Source organism: Nocardioides sp. (genome assembly GCF_036274455.1).
GTDB lineage: Bacteria > Actinomycetota > Actinomycetes > Propionibacteriales > Nocardioidaceae > Nocardioides.
The window spans coordinates 1-14,411 of record NZ_DASUFR010000229.1; the positions used below are offsets into that span (position 1 = coordinate 1).

At 70.9% G+C, this 14,411-nt stretch carries 10 protein-coding genes; 5 read left to right on the forward strand and 5 right to left on the reverse strand.

All coding sequences use genetic code 11. The features are described 5' to 3' along the window. Both VFV89_RS21885 and rpsO read right to left on the reverse strand, forming a co-directional pair. Positions 1 to 2,119: polyribonucleotide nucleotidyltransferase (locus VFV89_RS21885; RefSeq protein WP_414690417.1), on the reverse strand; the 2,119-nt coding region annotated here is incomplete at its 3' end. 215 nt (positions 2,120 to 2,334) lie between these two features. Then, entirely contained in the window at positions 2,335 to 2,610 is a 276-nt protein-coding gene (gene rpsO, locus VFV89_RS21890) for a 30S ribosomal protein S15 (protein ID WP_329708107.1), read from the reverse strand. A gap of 185 nt (positions 2,611 to 2,795) precedes the next feature. On the opposite strand from rpsO, the gene VFV89_RS21895 reads away from it, so the two are divergent. Beyond that, entirely contained in the window at positions 2,796 to 4,949 is a 2,154-nt protein-coding gene (locus VFV89_RS21895; RefSeq protein ID WP_329708108.1) for a molybdopterin-dependent oxidoreductase, read from the forward strand. A gap of 13 nt (positions 4,950 to 4,962) precedes the next feature. Here VFV89_RS21895 and VFV89_RS21900 read toward each other — a convergent pair whose 3' ends face one another. Further along, on the reverse strand, positions 4,963 to 6,897 hold the full coding sequence (locus VFV89_RS21900; protein WP_329708109.1) for a PTS mannitol transporter subunit IICBA: 1,935 nt from the start codon (positions 6,895 to 6,897) through the stop codon (positions 4,963 to 4,965). A 192-nt stretch (positions 6,898 to 7,089) separates the two neighbouring features. On the opposite strand from VFV89_RS21900, the gene VFV89_RS21905 reads away from it, so the two are divergent. Then, the gene (locus VFV89_RS21905; RefSeq protein ID WP_329708110.1) at positions 7,090 to 8,160 is read left to right on the forward strand and encodes a zinc-dependent dehydrogenase; all 1,071 of its coding nucleotides are present in this window, start codon (positions 7,090 to 7,092) and stop codon (positions 8,158 to 8,160) included. Between the two features lie 92 nt (positions 8,161 to 8,252). Here the strand turns inward: VFV89_RS21905 and VFV89_RS21910 are convergent, their stop codons facing one another. Further along, the gene (locus tag VFV89_RS21910; protein WP_329708111.1) at positions 8,253 to 9,953 is read right to left on the reverse strand and encodes a putative PEP-binding protein; all 1,701 of its coding nucleotides are present in this window, start codon (positions 9,951 to 9,953) and stop codon (positions 8,253 to 8,255) included. 102 nt (positions 9,954 to 10,055) lie between these two features. Here VFV89_RS21910 and VFV89_RS21915 point away from each other — a divergent pair, with 102 nt between their 5' ends. Genes VFV89_RS21915 through VFV89_RS21925 form a run of 3 tightly spaced genes read left to right on the forward strand, consistent with a single transcriptional unit; the run spans position 10,056 to position 12,057 of the window. Beyond that, positions 10,056 to 10,823, forward strand: a complete 768-nt coding sequence (locus tag VFV89_RS21915; RefSeq protein WP_329708112.1) for a DeoR/GlpR family DNA-binding transcription regulator — start codon at positions 10,056 to 10,058, stop codon at positions 10,821 to 10,823. Next, entirely contained in the window at positions 10,820 to 11,794 is a 975-nt protein-coding gene (locus VFV89_RS21920) for a 1-phosphofructokinase family hexose kinase (protein WP_329708113.1), read from the forward strand. Before VFV89_RS21915 ends, VFV89_RS21920 begins: the two co-directional genes overlap by 4 nt. Before the next feature lie 17 nt (positions 11,795 to 11,811). Then, positions 11,812 to 12,057, forward strand: coding sequence for an HPr family phosphocarrier protein (locus tag VFV89_RS21925; RefSeq protein WP_329708114.1), 246 nt, complete (start codon positions 11,812 to 11,814; stop codon positions 12,055 to 12,057). Between the two features lie 110 nt (positions 12,058 to 12,167). Here the strand turns inward: VFV89_RS21925 and VFV89_RS21930 are convergent, their stop codons facing one another. Further along, positions 12,168 to 14,339 carry an MMPL family transporter gene (locus VFV89_RS21930; protein ID WP_329708115.1) on the reverse strand — a complete coding sequence of 724 codons (2,172 nt, stop codon included), beginning with the start codon at positions 14,337 to 14,339 and terminating at the stop codon, positions 12,168 to 12,170. Positions 14,340 to 14,411: the final 72 nt, after the last annotated feature.

A 14,411-nucleotide genomic window follows, 5' to 3' on the forward strand; every position in this document is an offset into this window, starting at 1 on the left:
CGACGGACACGACGTCCTCGACGGCCTCGACCCGCTTGCCGCCGGCGAGCGAACGCAGCTTGCTGATGTGCAGCAGGCCGTCCTTGCCCGGCAACAGCGACACGAAGGCACCGAAGTTGGTGGTCTTCACGACGGTGCCGAGGTAGCGCTCGCCGACCTCCGGCATGGTCGGGTTGGCGATCGCGTTGACCGCGGCCCGGGCTGCCTCCGCCGCCTCGCCGTTGGTCGCACCGATGTAGACCGTGCCGTCGTCCTCGATGGACAGGGTCGCCCCGGTGTCGTCCTGGATCTGGTTGATGACCTTGCCCTTGGGGCCGATGACCTCGCCGATCTTGTCGACCGGGACGGTGATCGTGATGATCCGCGGCGCGTAGGTCGACATCTCCTCGGGAGCGTCGATCGCCTCGGCCATCACGTCCAGGATCGCCAGCCGCGCGTCGCGCGCCTGGGTCAGCGCCGAGGCGAGCACCTCGGCCGGGATGCCGTCGAGCTTGGTGTCGAGCTGCAGCGCGGTGACGAACTCACGGGTGCCGGCGACCTTGAAGTCCATGTCGCCGAAGGCGTCCTCCGCGCCGAGGATGTCGGTCAACGCGACGTACTTCGTCTCGCCGTCGACCTCACCGGAGATCAGTCCCATCGCGATGCCGGCCACGGCGGCGCGCAGCGGCACACCGGCCTGCAGCAGCGACATCGTGGACGCGCACACCGAGCCCATCGAGGTCGAGCCGTTGGAGCCCATCGCCTCGGAGAGCTGACGGATGGCGTACGGGAACTCCTCGCGCGTCGGCAGCACCGGCAGCAGCGCCCGGCGGGCGAGCGCGCCGTGGCCGACCTCGCGGCGCTTCGGCGAGCCGACCCGGCCGGTCTCACCGGTGGAGAACGGCGGGAAGACGTACTTGTGCATGTAGCGGCGGTGCTTCTCCGGGGAGAGCGTGTCGAGCTGCTGCTCCATCTTGAGCATGTCGAGGGTGGTGACGCCCAGGATCTGGGTCTCGCCGCGCTCGAACAGCGCCGAGCCGTGGACCCGCGGGATCACGCCGACCTCCGCGTGCAGCGGCCGGATGTCGGCCAGGCCGCGGCCGTCGATGCGGACCTTGTCGCGCAGGATGCTCTCGCGGACGACGGCCTTGTTGACCGAGCGGAACGCCGCGCCGATCTCCTTCTCGCGCCCCTCGAACTGCTCGCCGAGCGAGGCGAGGACCTGCTCCTTGAGCTCGTCGGTGCGGTCGTTGCGCTCGGTCTTGTCGGCGATCTTCATCGCGGCGGCGAGGTCGCTCTTCACGGCGTTCTCGACGGCGGCGAAGACGTCGTCCTCGTAGTCGAGGAAGACCGGGAAGTCCTGGACCGGCTTGGCGGCCTGCTTGGCCAGCTCGCTCTGCGCCTCGCAGAGCTGCTTGATGAACGGCTTGGCGGCGTCGAGGCCCTGGGCCACGATCTCCTCGGTCGGCGCCTGGACGCCGCCGTCGATCAGGCGCCACGCCTGCTCGGGTGCCTCGGCCTCGACCATCATGATCGCGACGTCGCCGGTCTCGGTGACCCGGCCGGCCACGACCATGTCGAAGACGGCGTCCTCGAGCTGGCTGTGGGTCGGGAACGCCACCCAGGTGCCCTCGATCAGGGCGACGCGGACGCCGCCGACCGGGCCGGAGAACGGCAGGCCGGAGAGCTGGGTCGACATCGACGCGGCGTTGATGGCGAGCACGTCGTAGGGCGCGTCGGGGTTGAGCGCGAGGACGGTGATGACGACCTGGACCTCGTTGCGCAGCCCCTTCTTGAAGGTCGGGCGCAGCGGGCGGTCGATGAGCCGGCAGGTGAGGATCGCGTCCTCGCCCGGGCGGCCCTCGGAGCGGAAGAAGGAGCCGGGGATCTTGCCCGCGGCGTACATCCGCTCCTCGACGTCGATGGTGAGGGGGAAGAAGTCGAACTGGTCCTTGGGCGTCTTGCCCGCGGTGGTGGCCGAGAGCAGCATCGTGTCGTCGTCGAGGTAGGCGGTGACCGAGCCGGCCGCCTGGCGGGCGAGGAGCCCGGTCTCGAACTTGACCTTGCGCTGGCCGTACTTGCCGTTGTCGAGCGTGGTCTCGACTGCGGAGATCACGGGCTCGGAAGAGTTGTCACTCAATGGGATGTGCCTGTCTGTCGCGGAGCGATCCGCGGCGTCCCGCGTGGCCGGATCTGATGTCCGAGGCCGGTCTTCGATCGAGGCCCGCAGCGCTGCGCCGCAATGGCGGTCTGAGAGCCACTACCGAGGACCGGGCCAGAACGGCGGGTCGCTCCTGGTGTGTGTTGAGTTGAAATGTAGCGGAGGACCCGCACCGGGCGGGTCCTCCGGGTGAGTCAGCGGCGCAGGCCGAGGCGCTCGATGATCGAGCGGTAGCGCTGGATGTCGGTCTTGCTCAGGTAGTTGAGCAGCCGGCGGCGCTGGCCGACCAGCAGCAGCAGGCCGCGCCGGCTGTGGTGGTCGTGCTTGTGCTCCTTGAGGTGCTCGGTGAGGTGGCTGATGCGGTGGCTGAGCAGCGCGATCTGCACCTCCGGAGAGCCCGTGTCGCCCTCGGTCGTGGCGTACTCGGCGATGATCTTCTTCTTGGTCTCCGCGTCGGTTCCGACTGACATGCGGGCTCCTTCGGTTCTCTCGTCTGCGCGGCGCGCCGGGGCCTGTTCACCCGGGCACTCTGGATCCGCGGCCGTTGCACGGCGGTTCCAGCGCTCTGTCAGGACGCTGGGATGTGCCCCTTCGGGCAACCGGTGAAGAGTATCAGCGGCCCGAGGGTGTCCCCAAAGCGTGGGACCATCACCGGATGGGCCTGCTCACCGAGGATCCCGTCCCTCCCGGCTTCACCGGCACCCGGATCGGCGTGTGCAACCTCTGCGAGGCGATCTGCGGCGTCGAGCTGACGATCACCGACGGAGCGGTCACCGGCATCCGGGGCAACGACAAGGATCCGCTCTCGCGTGGCTACATCTGCCCCAAGGGCGTCTCGCTCGCGGACGTCCACGCCGACCCGGACCGGCTGAGGCGGCCGGTACGCCGGATGGGCCGCGGCGCGGAGGCTCGCTGGGAGGAGATCTCCTGGGACGAGGCCCTCGACCTGGTGGCCGAGCGGCTCGCGGCCACCATCCGCGAGCACGGTGCGAACGCGGTCGGCGTCTACCTCGGCAACCCGAACGCGCACTCGCTGGGCTTCGCGACCCACGGCACGGCGTTCGTGAAGGCGCTGCGGACCCGCAACCGGTTCAGCGCCTCGACGGTCGACCAGATCCCGCACCAGTTCGTGGCCTGGCAGCTGTTCGGCCACCAGCTGCTGCTGCCGGTCCCCGACATCGACCGCACCGACCACTTCCTGGTGCTCGGCGCGAACCCGATGGCCTCCAACGGCTCGCTGATGACGGTGCCCGACTTCCCCAACCGGGTCCGCGAGCTGAAGGCGCGCGGTGGCCGGATGGTGGTCCTCGACCCGCGGCGCACCGAGACCGCCAAGGTCGCCACCGAGCACCACTTCGTCCGGCCCGGCTCCGACGCGGCGGTGCTGCTCGCGATGCTGAACGTGCTCTTAGCCGACGGGCTCACCACGCCACCGTCCTACGTGGACAACGTGGACCGGGTGCGCGAGCTGGTCGCGGAGTTCACCCCGGAGCGCGCCGAGCTCGCCAGCGGGCTGCCCGCGGACACGGTGCGGCGGCTGGCCCGTGACTTCGCGGCCGCCGACCGCGCGGCGGCGTACGGCCGGATGGGGCTGTCCACGCAGAGCTTCGGCTCGGTGTGCCAGTGGGCGATCCAGCTGCTCAACCTGCTGACCGGCAACTTCGACCGCGAGGGCGGCGTGCTGTTCCCCGAGCCGGCGGTCGACACCGTCGGCCGGCGGATCGTCGGTCCCGGCCACCACGACGTGTGGCGCAGCCGGGTGCGGCAGGTCCCGGAGTTCGCCGGTGAGCTGCCCGCGGCCACGATGCGCGAGGAGATCACCACTCCCGGCGAGGGCCGGATCCGCGCGATGGTGACGATCGCGGGCAACCCCGTGCTCTCCACCCCCGACGGCAGCGGCCTGGCGGAGGCGCTCGACGGCCTCGACTTCATGGTCGCGATCGACATCTACCTCAACGAGACCACGCGCCACGCCGACGTGATCCTGCCGACGACGTCGGCGCTCGAGCGCGATCAGTACGACGTGCTCTTCCACGGCTTCGCGGTTCGCAACACCGCCAGGTACACGCCGGCCGTGTTCGCCAAGCCGGAGAACGCCCGTCACGACTGGGAGATCTTCGGCACACTGGCCGAGCGGCTCCAGGGAGCGCTGGGCGCGGGGCTCAAGGACCGGCTCGCGACCCGGGCGCGGTTCGCGCCGAGCCCGGCGGCCATCGTCACCGGGCTGCTCAGGACCGGCGGGCAGACGACCATGCGCGCGCTGCGCAGGCACCCCGAGGGCGTCGATCTCGGCCCGCTCCGCCCCACCATGCCCGACCGGCTGCAGACAGAGACCAAGCGGATCGACCTGGCGCCGGAGCTCCTGGTGGCCGACCTCCCGAGGCTGAGTGCGACGCTCGACGGGGCCGACCCGCTCGGCGCCGGCGAGCTGCTCCTCATCGGCCGCCGCCACAAGCAGGACTGCAACTCCTGGCTGCACAACACCGAGCGGCTGACCCGTGGCAGGCCGCGCCACCACCTGCTGATGCATCCCAAGGACCTCGCCGAGCGCGGCATCGAGGACGGTGCCCTGGTCCGGGTCAGCTCACGGGTCGGCAGCGTCGACGTCGAGGTGAGCGGTGCCGACGACATGATGCCGGGTGTGGTCTCGCTGCCGCACGGCTACGGCCACCAGGTCGCCGGCACCGGCCAGCGGCACGCCGCGACGGTCGCCGGCGTCTCGATCAACGACCTCACCGACCCGGACCGTCTGGACGTCAGCGGGAACGCCGCGCTGAACGGCGTTCCCGTGACGGTCCAGCCCGCCTGAGAGAACCGGCCCCTCAGACCCGGACGACGTCCAGCACCGCCAGCACATCGTCCGGCGTCGCGGCCGCGCGCAGCCTGGCCACGGCGTCCTGGTCGGTGAAGGTCTCCGCGATCCGGGACAGCAGCGCCAGGTGGTCGTCGCCCGCCCCGGCGATGCCGAGCACGAACTCCGCCGGCTTTCCGTTCCAGTCGATCGGCTGGTCGTAGCGGACGAACGAGATCGCGGTGCGCCGGATCAGCTCCTTGGCCTCGTTGGTCCCGTGCGGGATCGCCAGGCTGTTGCCCATCGCCGTCGACACCGACGTCTCCCGCTCGTGCATCGCCGCGACGTACGCGACGTCGACTGCGCCCGCCGCGACCAGCAGGTTGCCGGCCTCGGTGATCGCGTCGTCCCGGGTCCGGGCGCTCCCGCCGAGCACGATCGACTGGCGGGCCAGCACGTCCTCGCTCGACGAAGCGGACTCCGTCGCCACAGGTGCGGACCCCTCACCAGCCCGGCGGCTGGACTGCTGGACCAGCTCGACGATCTCGTCGTACCGCGGGCTGCCCATGAAGTTGTCGACCGAGACGTGCAGGGCCGATGGGGTGCGCTCCCGGGCCCGTTCGGTGAGGTCCTGGTGGGTGACCACGACGTCGTAGGTGTCGTCGAGGTTGGCGATCGACTTGTTCACGACCGTGACCTCGGGGTGGCCGGCCTCCTGGATCTTCTTGCGGAGCACCGAGGCGCCCATCGCCGAGGAGCCCATGCCCGCGTCGCAGGCGAACACGACCGTCCTGATCTCGCCACGGGCGTCGATGAGCTTGGACACGACGGACTTCTTGCCCTTCAGGTCCTCCATCTGCGCGGTGGCCAGGGTGAGGTCGCCGGTGTCGTCGGACTTGTCGGTGCGGAGCAGCAGCGAACCGACCAGGAACGAGACCGCCGCGGCGCCGAACACGCCGAGGGTGATGCCGAAGAAGTCGCCCTTCGGCGTCTGTGCGTAGACCGCGAAGATCGAGCCCGGTGCCGCCGGGGCGCGCAGCCCGACGTCGAAGGCGTTCAGCAGGAAGATGCCCGTCATGCCACCGGCGATGGTGGCCAGGATCATCTTCGGCTTCATCAGCACGAACGGGAAGTAGACCTCGTGGATGCCGCCGAAGAACTGGATGATCGCGGCACCAGGCGCCGACGCCCTGGCCACGCCACGCCCGAACACGGTGTAGGCCATCAGCAGCCCCAGCCCCGGCCCGGGGTTCGCCTCCAGCAGGAACAGGATCGACTGACCCTCCTTCGCCGCTTGGTCGATGCCGAGCGGCGTGAGCACGCCGTGGTTGATCGCGTTGTTGAGGAACATCACCTTCGCCGGCTCGATGAAGACCGAGGTGAAGGGCAGCAGGTCGTGGTCGACGAGGTAGTTGACGCCGTCCCCCAGCCACTCGATGACCTTCCGCAGCACCGGCGCCAGCAGGAACATGCTGCCGATGGCCATGAGACCGGCGAGGATGCCGGCCGAGAAGTTGTCGACGAGCATCTCGAAGCCCGGCTTGATCTTGCCGTCCCACAAGGCGTCGACGCGCTTCATCAGCCACGCGGTGATCGGGCCCATGATCATGGCCCCGAGGAACATCGGGGAGCCACCCTTGTCGCCGATGAAGATCGGGTCGCTGGTCGCCATGATCACGCCCATCACCGACACGGCGCCGACCACGCCGCCCCGCGTGCCATAGACGATCCGGCCACCGGTGTAGGCGATGAGGATCGGCAGCAGGTAGGTGATGGTGGGGCCGACCATCGTGGCGATCTTCTCGTTCGGGGTCCACCCGTCCGGGATGAAGAACGCCGTGATCAGGCCCCAGGCGATGATCGCGCCGATGTTCGGCATGATCATCATGGACAGGAAGGTGCCGAACTTCTGCACCTGGACGCGCGCACTGGTCCGTGGCGCTGCGCTGGTGGCGATCGAAGCCATCATCAATCCCTCTCGTCATCCCGGACGTGACGCCCGTCACGGCCTCATGAGCGCCAGTCTGCACACAATCGGGCACGTTGCCAAGCATTCGGGCACAATTTCTTGCCCGTTGATGTGGTCTTTTCTCCGGACCGGCACTACCGTCACAGGTGGTTGCCTCCCTGTATCCCCTCCGAAAGGAACCGCCCGGCCATGAAGGCACTGCGTTTCTACGCTCCCGAGGACGTCCGCCTCGAGGAGGTCGACGAACCGGTCTGCGGTCCCGACGAGGTCAAGCTGCGGGTCCGCAACTGCTCGACGTGCGGCACCGACGTCAAGATCTTCTACAACGGCCACCAGAACCTCACTCCCCCGCGGACCATCGGCCACGAGATCGCCGGCGAGGTCGTCGAGGTCGGCGCCGAGGTGAACGCGACGTACGGCTCCCAGTTCGATGTCCAGTGGCGGGTCGGCGACCGCGCCCAGGTGATCGCGGCGGTGCCGTGCGGTGAGTGCTACGAGTGCCGCAAGGGCTGGATGGCGGTCTGCCAGAACCAGACCTCGATGGGCTACCAGTACGACGGCGGCTTCGCCGAGTACATGATCGTGCCGCAACAGGTCCTCAAGGTCGACGGTCTCAACCGGATCCCCGACAACGTCGGCTACGACGAGGCGTCGGCCGCCGAGCCGTTCGCGTGCGCGATCAACGCCCAGGAGCTGCTCGGCATCGAGCCCGGCGACAGCGTCGTGGTCTTCGGCGCCGGCCCGATCGGCTGCATGCACATCCGGATCGCCCGCGGCGTGCACCGGGCCGGGCCGGTCTACCTCGTCGACGTCAACGCCGAGCGGCTGAAGATGTCGGCCGAGGCGGTCCAGCCCGAGGAGATCATCGACGCCTCCGAGGTCGACGTGGTCGAGCGCGTCCTCGAGCTCACCGGTGGGCGCGGGGCCGACGTGGTCATCACCGCCACCGCCGCCAACGTCACCCAGGAGCAGGCGATCTCGATGGCCGCGCGCAACGGCCGGATCTCCTTCTTCGGCGGCCTGCCAAAGACCGACCCGTTCATCAGGTGCGACTCGAACCTCGTGCACTACCGCCAGCTACACATCCACGGCGCCAACGGCTCGGCCCCCGAGCACAACAAGCGGGCGCTGGAGTACATCTCCACCGGCCAGGTCCCGGTCAAGGACCTGATCACCCGCCACGTGCCGCTCGACGACGTCCTCGACGCCTTCCAGATCGTCAAGAACGGCGAGGCCATCAAGGTCACCGTCGAGCCGTAGGTGGCCGGCCCTGGTGGCGGTGCCGCAGCAACCGCCATCCCCGTGGACGACGGTTGCCTGGGCACCGCCACCAGGGCGGGCGCGGACCGAGGTCAGCCGGCCACCACCGCCCGGACGGTGTCCCGGCCGGCCATCGGGTCGGCGGCGGCCAGGGCGGCCTCGGCGGCCTTCTGGCAGGTGTCCATGGAGACCGCGGAGAGCTGGGCGCCGACCGCGCGTACGGCGGCCGAGGCCATCGAGAGCGAGGTGATCCCCATGCCGATCAGCGCGACCGCGAGGAGCGGGTCGGCCGCGGCCTCGCCGCAGACGCCCACGCTCTTGCCGGCGGCCCGGCCGGCCGCGGCCGTGGTGGCGATCAGCTGCAGCACGGCCGGCTGCCACGGGTCGGTGAGGTGAGCGAGGTCGGCGGCCAGCCGGTCGGCGGCCATGGCGTACTGGGTCAGGTCGTTGGTGCCGATCGAGAGGAAGTCGACGACCTCGAGCATCCGGTCCGCGAGCAGCGCGGCCGAGGGCACCTCGACCATGACACCCGCCTTGAGCCCGCGGCCGCGGACCCGGGCGGCGAAGTCGCGCGCCTCGTCGACGGTCGCGACCATCGGCGCCATCACCCAGGTCTGGGTGCCGGTCGACCGGGCCGCCTCCGCGATGCCGTCGAGCTGCCGCTCCAGCAGCTCGGGGTGCAGGGCGGCCACGCGCAGGCCGCGGACCCCGAGGGCGGGGTTCTCCTCGTCGTCGAGCGTCGCGAACGCGATCGGCTTGTCCGAGCCCGCGTCGAGGGTGCGGACCACGACGTAGCGCCCCTCGCCGCGGAACGCCTCGAGCACCTCGCCGTAGATCTTCGCCTGCTCCTCGACGCTCGGCTCGTCCCGTCGGTCGAGGAAGCACAGCTCGGTGCGGAACAGGCCGATGCCCTCCACGGGAGCCTCGGCCGCGTGGCGTGCGGACTCCCCATCGGCCACGTTGGCCAGCAGCTTGACCCGGACTCCGTCGGTCGTCACCGCGGGCCCGGTCCACGCCTCGAGGGCCGCCCGGGCGGCGCGGTCGGCCTCCACGCGCGCCTGCGCCTCGGCGGGGTCGGCCGAGGGGTCGACGGTCCCCGCGGTCCCGTCCACCAGCGCCATGGCGCCGGGCTCGAGCATCAGCGCGCCGGCCACTCCGACCACGCACGGGATGCCGAGCTGCCGGGCGATGATCGCGGTGTGGCTGGTGGCGCCACCCTTCTCGGTGACCAGTGCCAGCACGAGCGCCGGGTCGAGCCCGGCGGTGTCCGCGGGAGCCAGGTCGGACGCGACCAGCACGGACGCCACGTCGGGCAGCTCCACGCCCGGCTCCGGCGCCCCGACCAGCCGGGCGACCAGCCGCCGCTCGATGTCGAGCAGGTCGGTGGCCCGCTCGGCCATCAGCCCGCCCATCGCCGTGAACACGTCGACGAACTGCGCGACGCCCTCGTGCACCGCGTCGAGCAGCGGCATGCCCCCCTCGACCCGGCTGGCCACCGCCTGCCGGAGCCCCTTGTCGCGGGTCAGCCCGGCGCTCGCGGTGAGGACCTCGGCCGCCGCGCCACCGGCCCTCGCCGCCTTGGCCGCGAACCCGTCGGCCACCGCGCCCGCCGCCGCGTCGTACGCCGCCAGAGCCGCCTCGGCGTCGGCGTGCCCGCCGTCGCCGTAGGCCTCGACGGCGTCCGCCGAGACCTCCTGCGCGACCAGCACGACCGGCCCGTGGGCGAGCCCGGGAACCACCGGCGTGCCGCGCAGCGTGGCGGCTGGATGGACAGGTGCCGGAGAGGTGACCATGGCACCATCCAAGACCAGCACGTCCTTGACAGTCAACACATTCGGGACTAAAACAACATATTCACAGATCGAAGTCCCGGACGACGAGTCAGGAGCGGACAGATGTACGCCGAGGAGCGGCACCAGGCCATCGCCGAGCTGGTCGCGACGCGCGGCCGGGTGGCGGTGACCGAGCTGGCGTCCCGCTTCGACGTGACCACCGAGACGGTTCGCCGGGACCTCTCCCAGCTCGAGCGGCTCAAGCTGCTCCGCCGGGTCCACGGCGGAGCGGTCTCGATGCGCTCGGTGACCATGCTCGAGGCCCAGCTCCCCGAGCGCGACCACGCGCAGGAGGACGAGAAGGAGCGCATCGCCCGTGCGGCCGTGACCCTGCTGCCCGAAGGAGGCTGCACGCTCCTGCTCGACGCCGGCAGCACGACGGTCCGGCTGGCAGCTCTGCTCCCGCCGAGCGAGCACTGGACGGTGATCACCCACGCGGTGCCGATCGCGGCACTGCTGGCGCCACTCCCCCACGTCGAGCTGCACCTGCTGCCCGGCCGGGTCCGGCCGACGACCCAGGCCGCGGTGGGCCATGCGACCGTCGAGGCGATCGGGCAGTTCCGCGCGGACCTCGCCTTCCTGGGCACCAACGGGATCTCGGTGCGGCACGGGCTCTCCACGCCCGACCCCGAGGAGGCCGCGACCAAGCGCGCGCTCATCGAGAGCGCCCAGCGCGCGGTCGTCGTCTCCGACGCGACCAAGGTCGGTCAGGAGCGGACCGTGCGGTTCGCCGCCGTCGAGGACGTCGACGTGCTCGTCACCGACGACTCCATCGAGGAGGCGGACGCCAAGGCGTTCGAGGCCGCGGGACTGGACGTGGTGCGCGCATGAGCGAGGCGACGGCCGGCCCCGTGAGCGGGCCGATCGTGACCCTGACCGCCAACCCGAGCTTCGACCGGACGGTCGCCCTTCCCGGTCCGCTCGAGCGGGGCGCGGTGGTCCGGGTCCAGGCGATGACCTCGCAGGCCGGTGGCAAGGGCGTCAACATCTCGCGCGCCGCGGTCACCGCCGGGCTCCGCACGGTCGCCGTACTGCCGGCGCTGCCCGACGACCCGTTCGTGCGCGAGCTCGAGGCCGTGGGCATCGACTGCCGGACCGCTCGCCCGGCCGGCGCCATCCGGGTCAACCTCACCCTCACCGAGCCCGACGGGACCACCACCAAGCTCAACGGCCCCGGGGCCACCGTGGACGCCGAGCACCTCGACGACCTCGCCGGGACGCTGGTGCGAGCGGCGGCCGGCGGAGCGTGGACGGTGCTCGCGGGCTCGCTGCCGCCCGGCGCCCCCGCGACGTTCTACGCCGACCTGGTCGCCCGGCTCCGCGGCATCAGCCGGGTCGCCGTCGACACCAGCGAGGGCCCGCTCGCGGCCCTGGTGGACAGGCTGCCCGGTTCGGCCCCGGACCTGCTCAAGCCGAACGCCGAGGAGCTCGCCTCGGTCACCGGCGCCGACCAGGCCCAGCTCGAGACCGAGCCCGAGGTGGCCGCCAAGGCCGCGCGCACCCTCGTCGACCGCGGAGTGGGCTCGGTCCTGGCCAGCCTCGGAGGGCGCGGAGCCGTGCTCGCGGACGCCGACGGTGCCTGGCACGCGCCGGCGCCACCCACCACCGTGGTCAGCACGGTGGGCGCCGGCGACTGCACGCTGTTCGGCTACCTGCTCGCCGAGCAGCGTGGCTTCGCGGCGCCGGACCGGCTCGCCCTCGCGGTTGCCTACGGCAGTGCCGCCGCCGGCCTCCCCGGCACCACCATCCCCGGCCCCGACGACCTGCACCCCGAGCGGGTCGCCGTACGACAGCTCGACTGAACCCAAGAGGAGCATCCATGCCCACCAGGACCGCCACCGTCGGCTCGTCCGTCGGCCTCCACGCCCGGCCCGCCGCGCTCATCGCCGAGGCCGCCGGCGGCCTGGGCAGCACGGTGACGATCAACGGCGTCGACGCGAGCTCCTCGCTGATGATCATGACCCTCGGCGCTAAGTGCGGCGACACCGTCGAGGTGGCCGGCGACGACCAGGCCGACGTCGACAAGATCGCCGCCCTGGTCGAGCAGGATCTCGACGCGGACTAGCTGCCGCTCGCCCTGCTCCACACGTGAACGCGGGATAGTCCGTGACGTTTCGGTTGTGGAGAACAGTGTTCGTCCCACCATTTCGTCACGGACTATCCCGCGAGCGACGGTTACCGACCAGCCAGCTCGTACGCCGGCTCGTCCTCGACCACCCGGCGGCCGAGTGGCCGCGGCCGGCGGGTCGGCCACCAGGCGCGGTCGCCCAGCAGGCAGAGGATCGCCGGCAGCATCACCAGCCGGATCAGCGTCGCGTCCAGGAGGATCGCGCCGGAGAGCGCGACGCCCATCATCTTCATCTCCATCATCGACAGCGTCGCGAAGATGGAGAACACCGAGACCATCACCGCGGCCGCGCTGGTCACGACGCCGGCCGTGTCGGCGACGCCCTGCCGGACCGCGAGGCGGGTCGGCAGCCCGCGCTGCACGTGCTCGCGGATCCGGCTGACCACGAAGACGTGGTAGTCCATCGAGAGCCCGACCAGGACCACCAGCACGAACAGAGGCAGCCAGTCGATGATGAAGCCCGGGCTGCTGAAGTCCAGTGCGTTCTCGAACCAGCCGTGCTGGAAGACCAGCGTCATCAGGCCGAAGGAGACTGCGACGGACGCCAGGTTCAGCCCCGCGGAGATCAGCGCGATCGGCGCGCTGCGGAACGTCATTCCCATGATCAGCAGGGTCAGCAGCAGCACGAAGCCGATGACCAGCGGCAGCCGGGACTGCTCCCGGTCGACGAAGTCCATGGACTCTGCGGCGTTGCCGCCCACGGCGTACTCGACCTTGAGCAAGCCGAGCGCAGCAGGGGCCAGCTCTGACCGGACCTCCTTGATCGCGATGTCGACCCGGTCGTCGGACTCGTCGAAGGGCATCGCCAGGGTCAGCACCGAGGTGGTGCCGTCGTCGGAGACCTGGACCGGCGCACCGGACGGGCGGAAGAGCGAGGACCCCTCGGCAGCGGCTTGAACGTCGGCCAGCGCGTCGGCGACCTCGTCCCGCTGACCCGGCTCGGCCTTGACGACCAGGTCGGCCGTGGTGCCCTCGGTCGGGAACGCATCGCTGAGGTCGCGCATCGTCTGGACCTCGGGGATCGAAGCCGGCAAGGTCTCGAGGTTGCCGCTGTGGGTCTTCATGCCGAGCGCCGGGATGGCGAGCAGCACGACCACAACCATGGCGAGCGCGAGCGAGACCACCGGGTGCTTGACCACCGGGCCGAGCACCCGACCGCTGATCGCACCGCGCTTCGTCCGGCGCAGCACGCGGTGAAGCAGGGGCACGCGGGGGCGGTCCACCCAGCGTCCGAGCTTGGCGAGCAGGGCAGGCAGCACGGTGATCGAGCCGAGCACGGCGACCGCAACGACGATGATCGAGCCGACGGCCAGCGAGTTGAACGTCGAGTCCCCCATCACGAACAGCCCCGCCATCGCGCAGATGACGGCCGCACCGGAGACCAGGATCGAGTGGCCCGAGGTCTGGGCCGCGATCTCGACGGCGTCGCGGGTCGAGTGACCCTTGGCGCGCTCCTCGCGCTCACGCTTGAGGTAGAACAGCGAGTAGTCCACGCCGACGGCCATGCCGATCAGCACGATCATGCTGGTCACCGTCGAGTCCGCATGGATCAGGTGCGAGACGGGCGCCAGGATGCCGACGGTCGCGGCCACGCTGGTGGCAGCGAGCAGCACCGGGATGCCGGCGGCGATGAGGGCGCCGAAGGCGAGCAGCATCAGGATCAGCGTCACCGGCAGGCTCAGGGTCTCGGCCGAGGACAGGTCGTCGGCGACCCGGTCGTTGATCGCGTCGTCGAGGCTGATGTCCCCCGACTCGCGCACGTCGAGCTGCGGGAAGTCGGACTGGACGGATGCCGTCACCTTCTCGAGCGACGAGACGTCGTCCTGGTCACGTGCGAGCTGGATCGAGACGAGGTAGGCCGAGCCGTCCGGGCTGACCTGTGGCTCGGCCACCTCGTCGACACCGTCCAGCTTCTTCATCGCGGTCACGACCGCGAAGGCGGCCTGCTCGGCCTGCTGGGTGTCGAGCCGGCCCGACTTCGAGCTGATGACGACGTGCTCGGTGTCGGGCTCCTCGAGGCCGGCCGAGGACACCATCGCGTCCGCACGACCGGACTCGCCGAGCCGGTAGTCGGCGTCGGTCGTCTCCTGCGTGGGGATCATGGTGGCCAGGCCCACGGCGAAGGCCACGAAGGCGACCCAGCCGAGGATCGCGCGCCACGGGTGGAGGGCGCACCAGCGAGCGGTGCGGTGGGCGAAGGATGAGAGTGGGTTCGTCATGTCCACCAGCCTTCTGCTCGCAAAGGCGCAGGTCAGGGGTGGTGGGACCCATCCCGTGGTGGTGCTGGCACC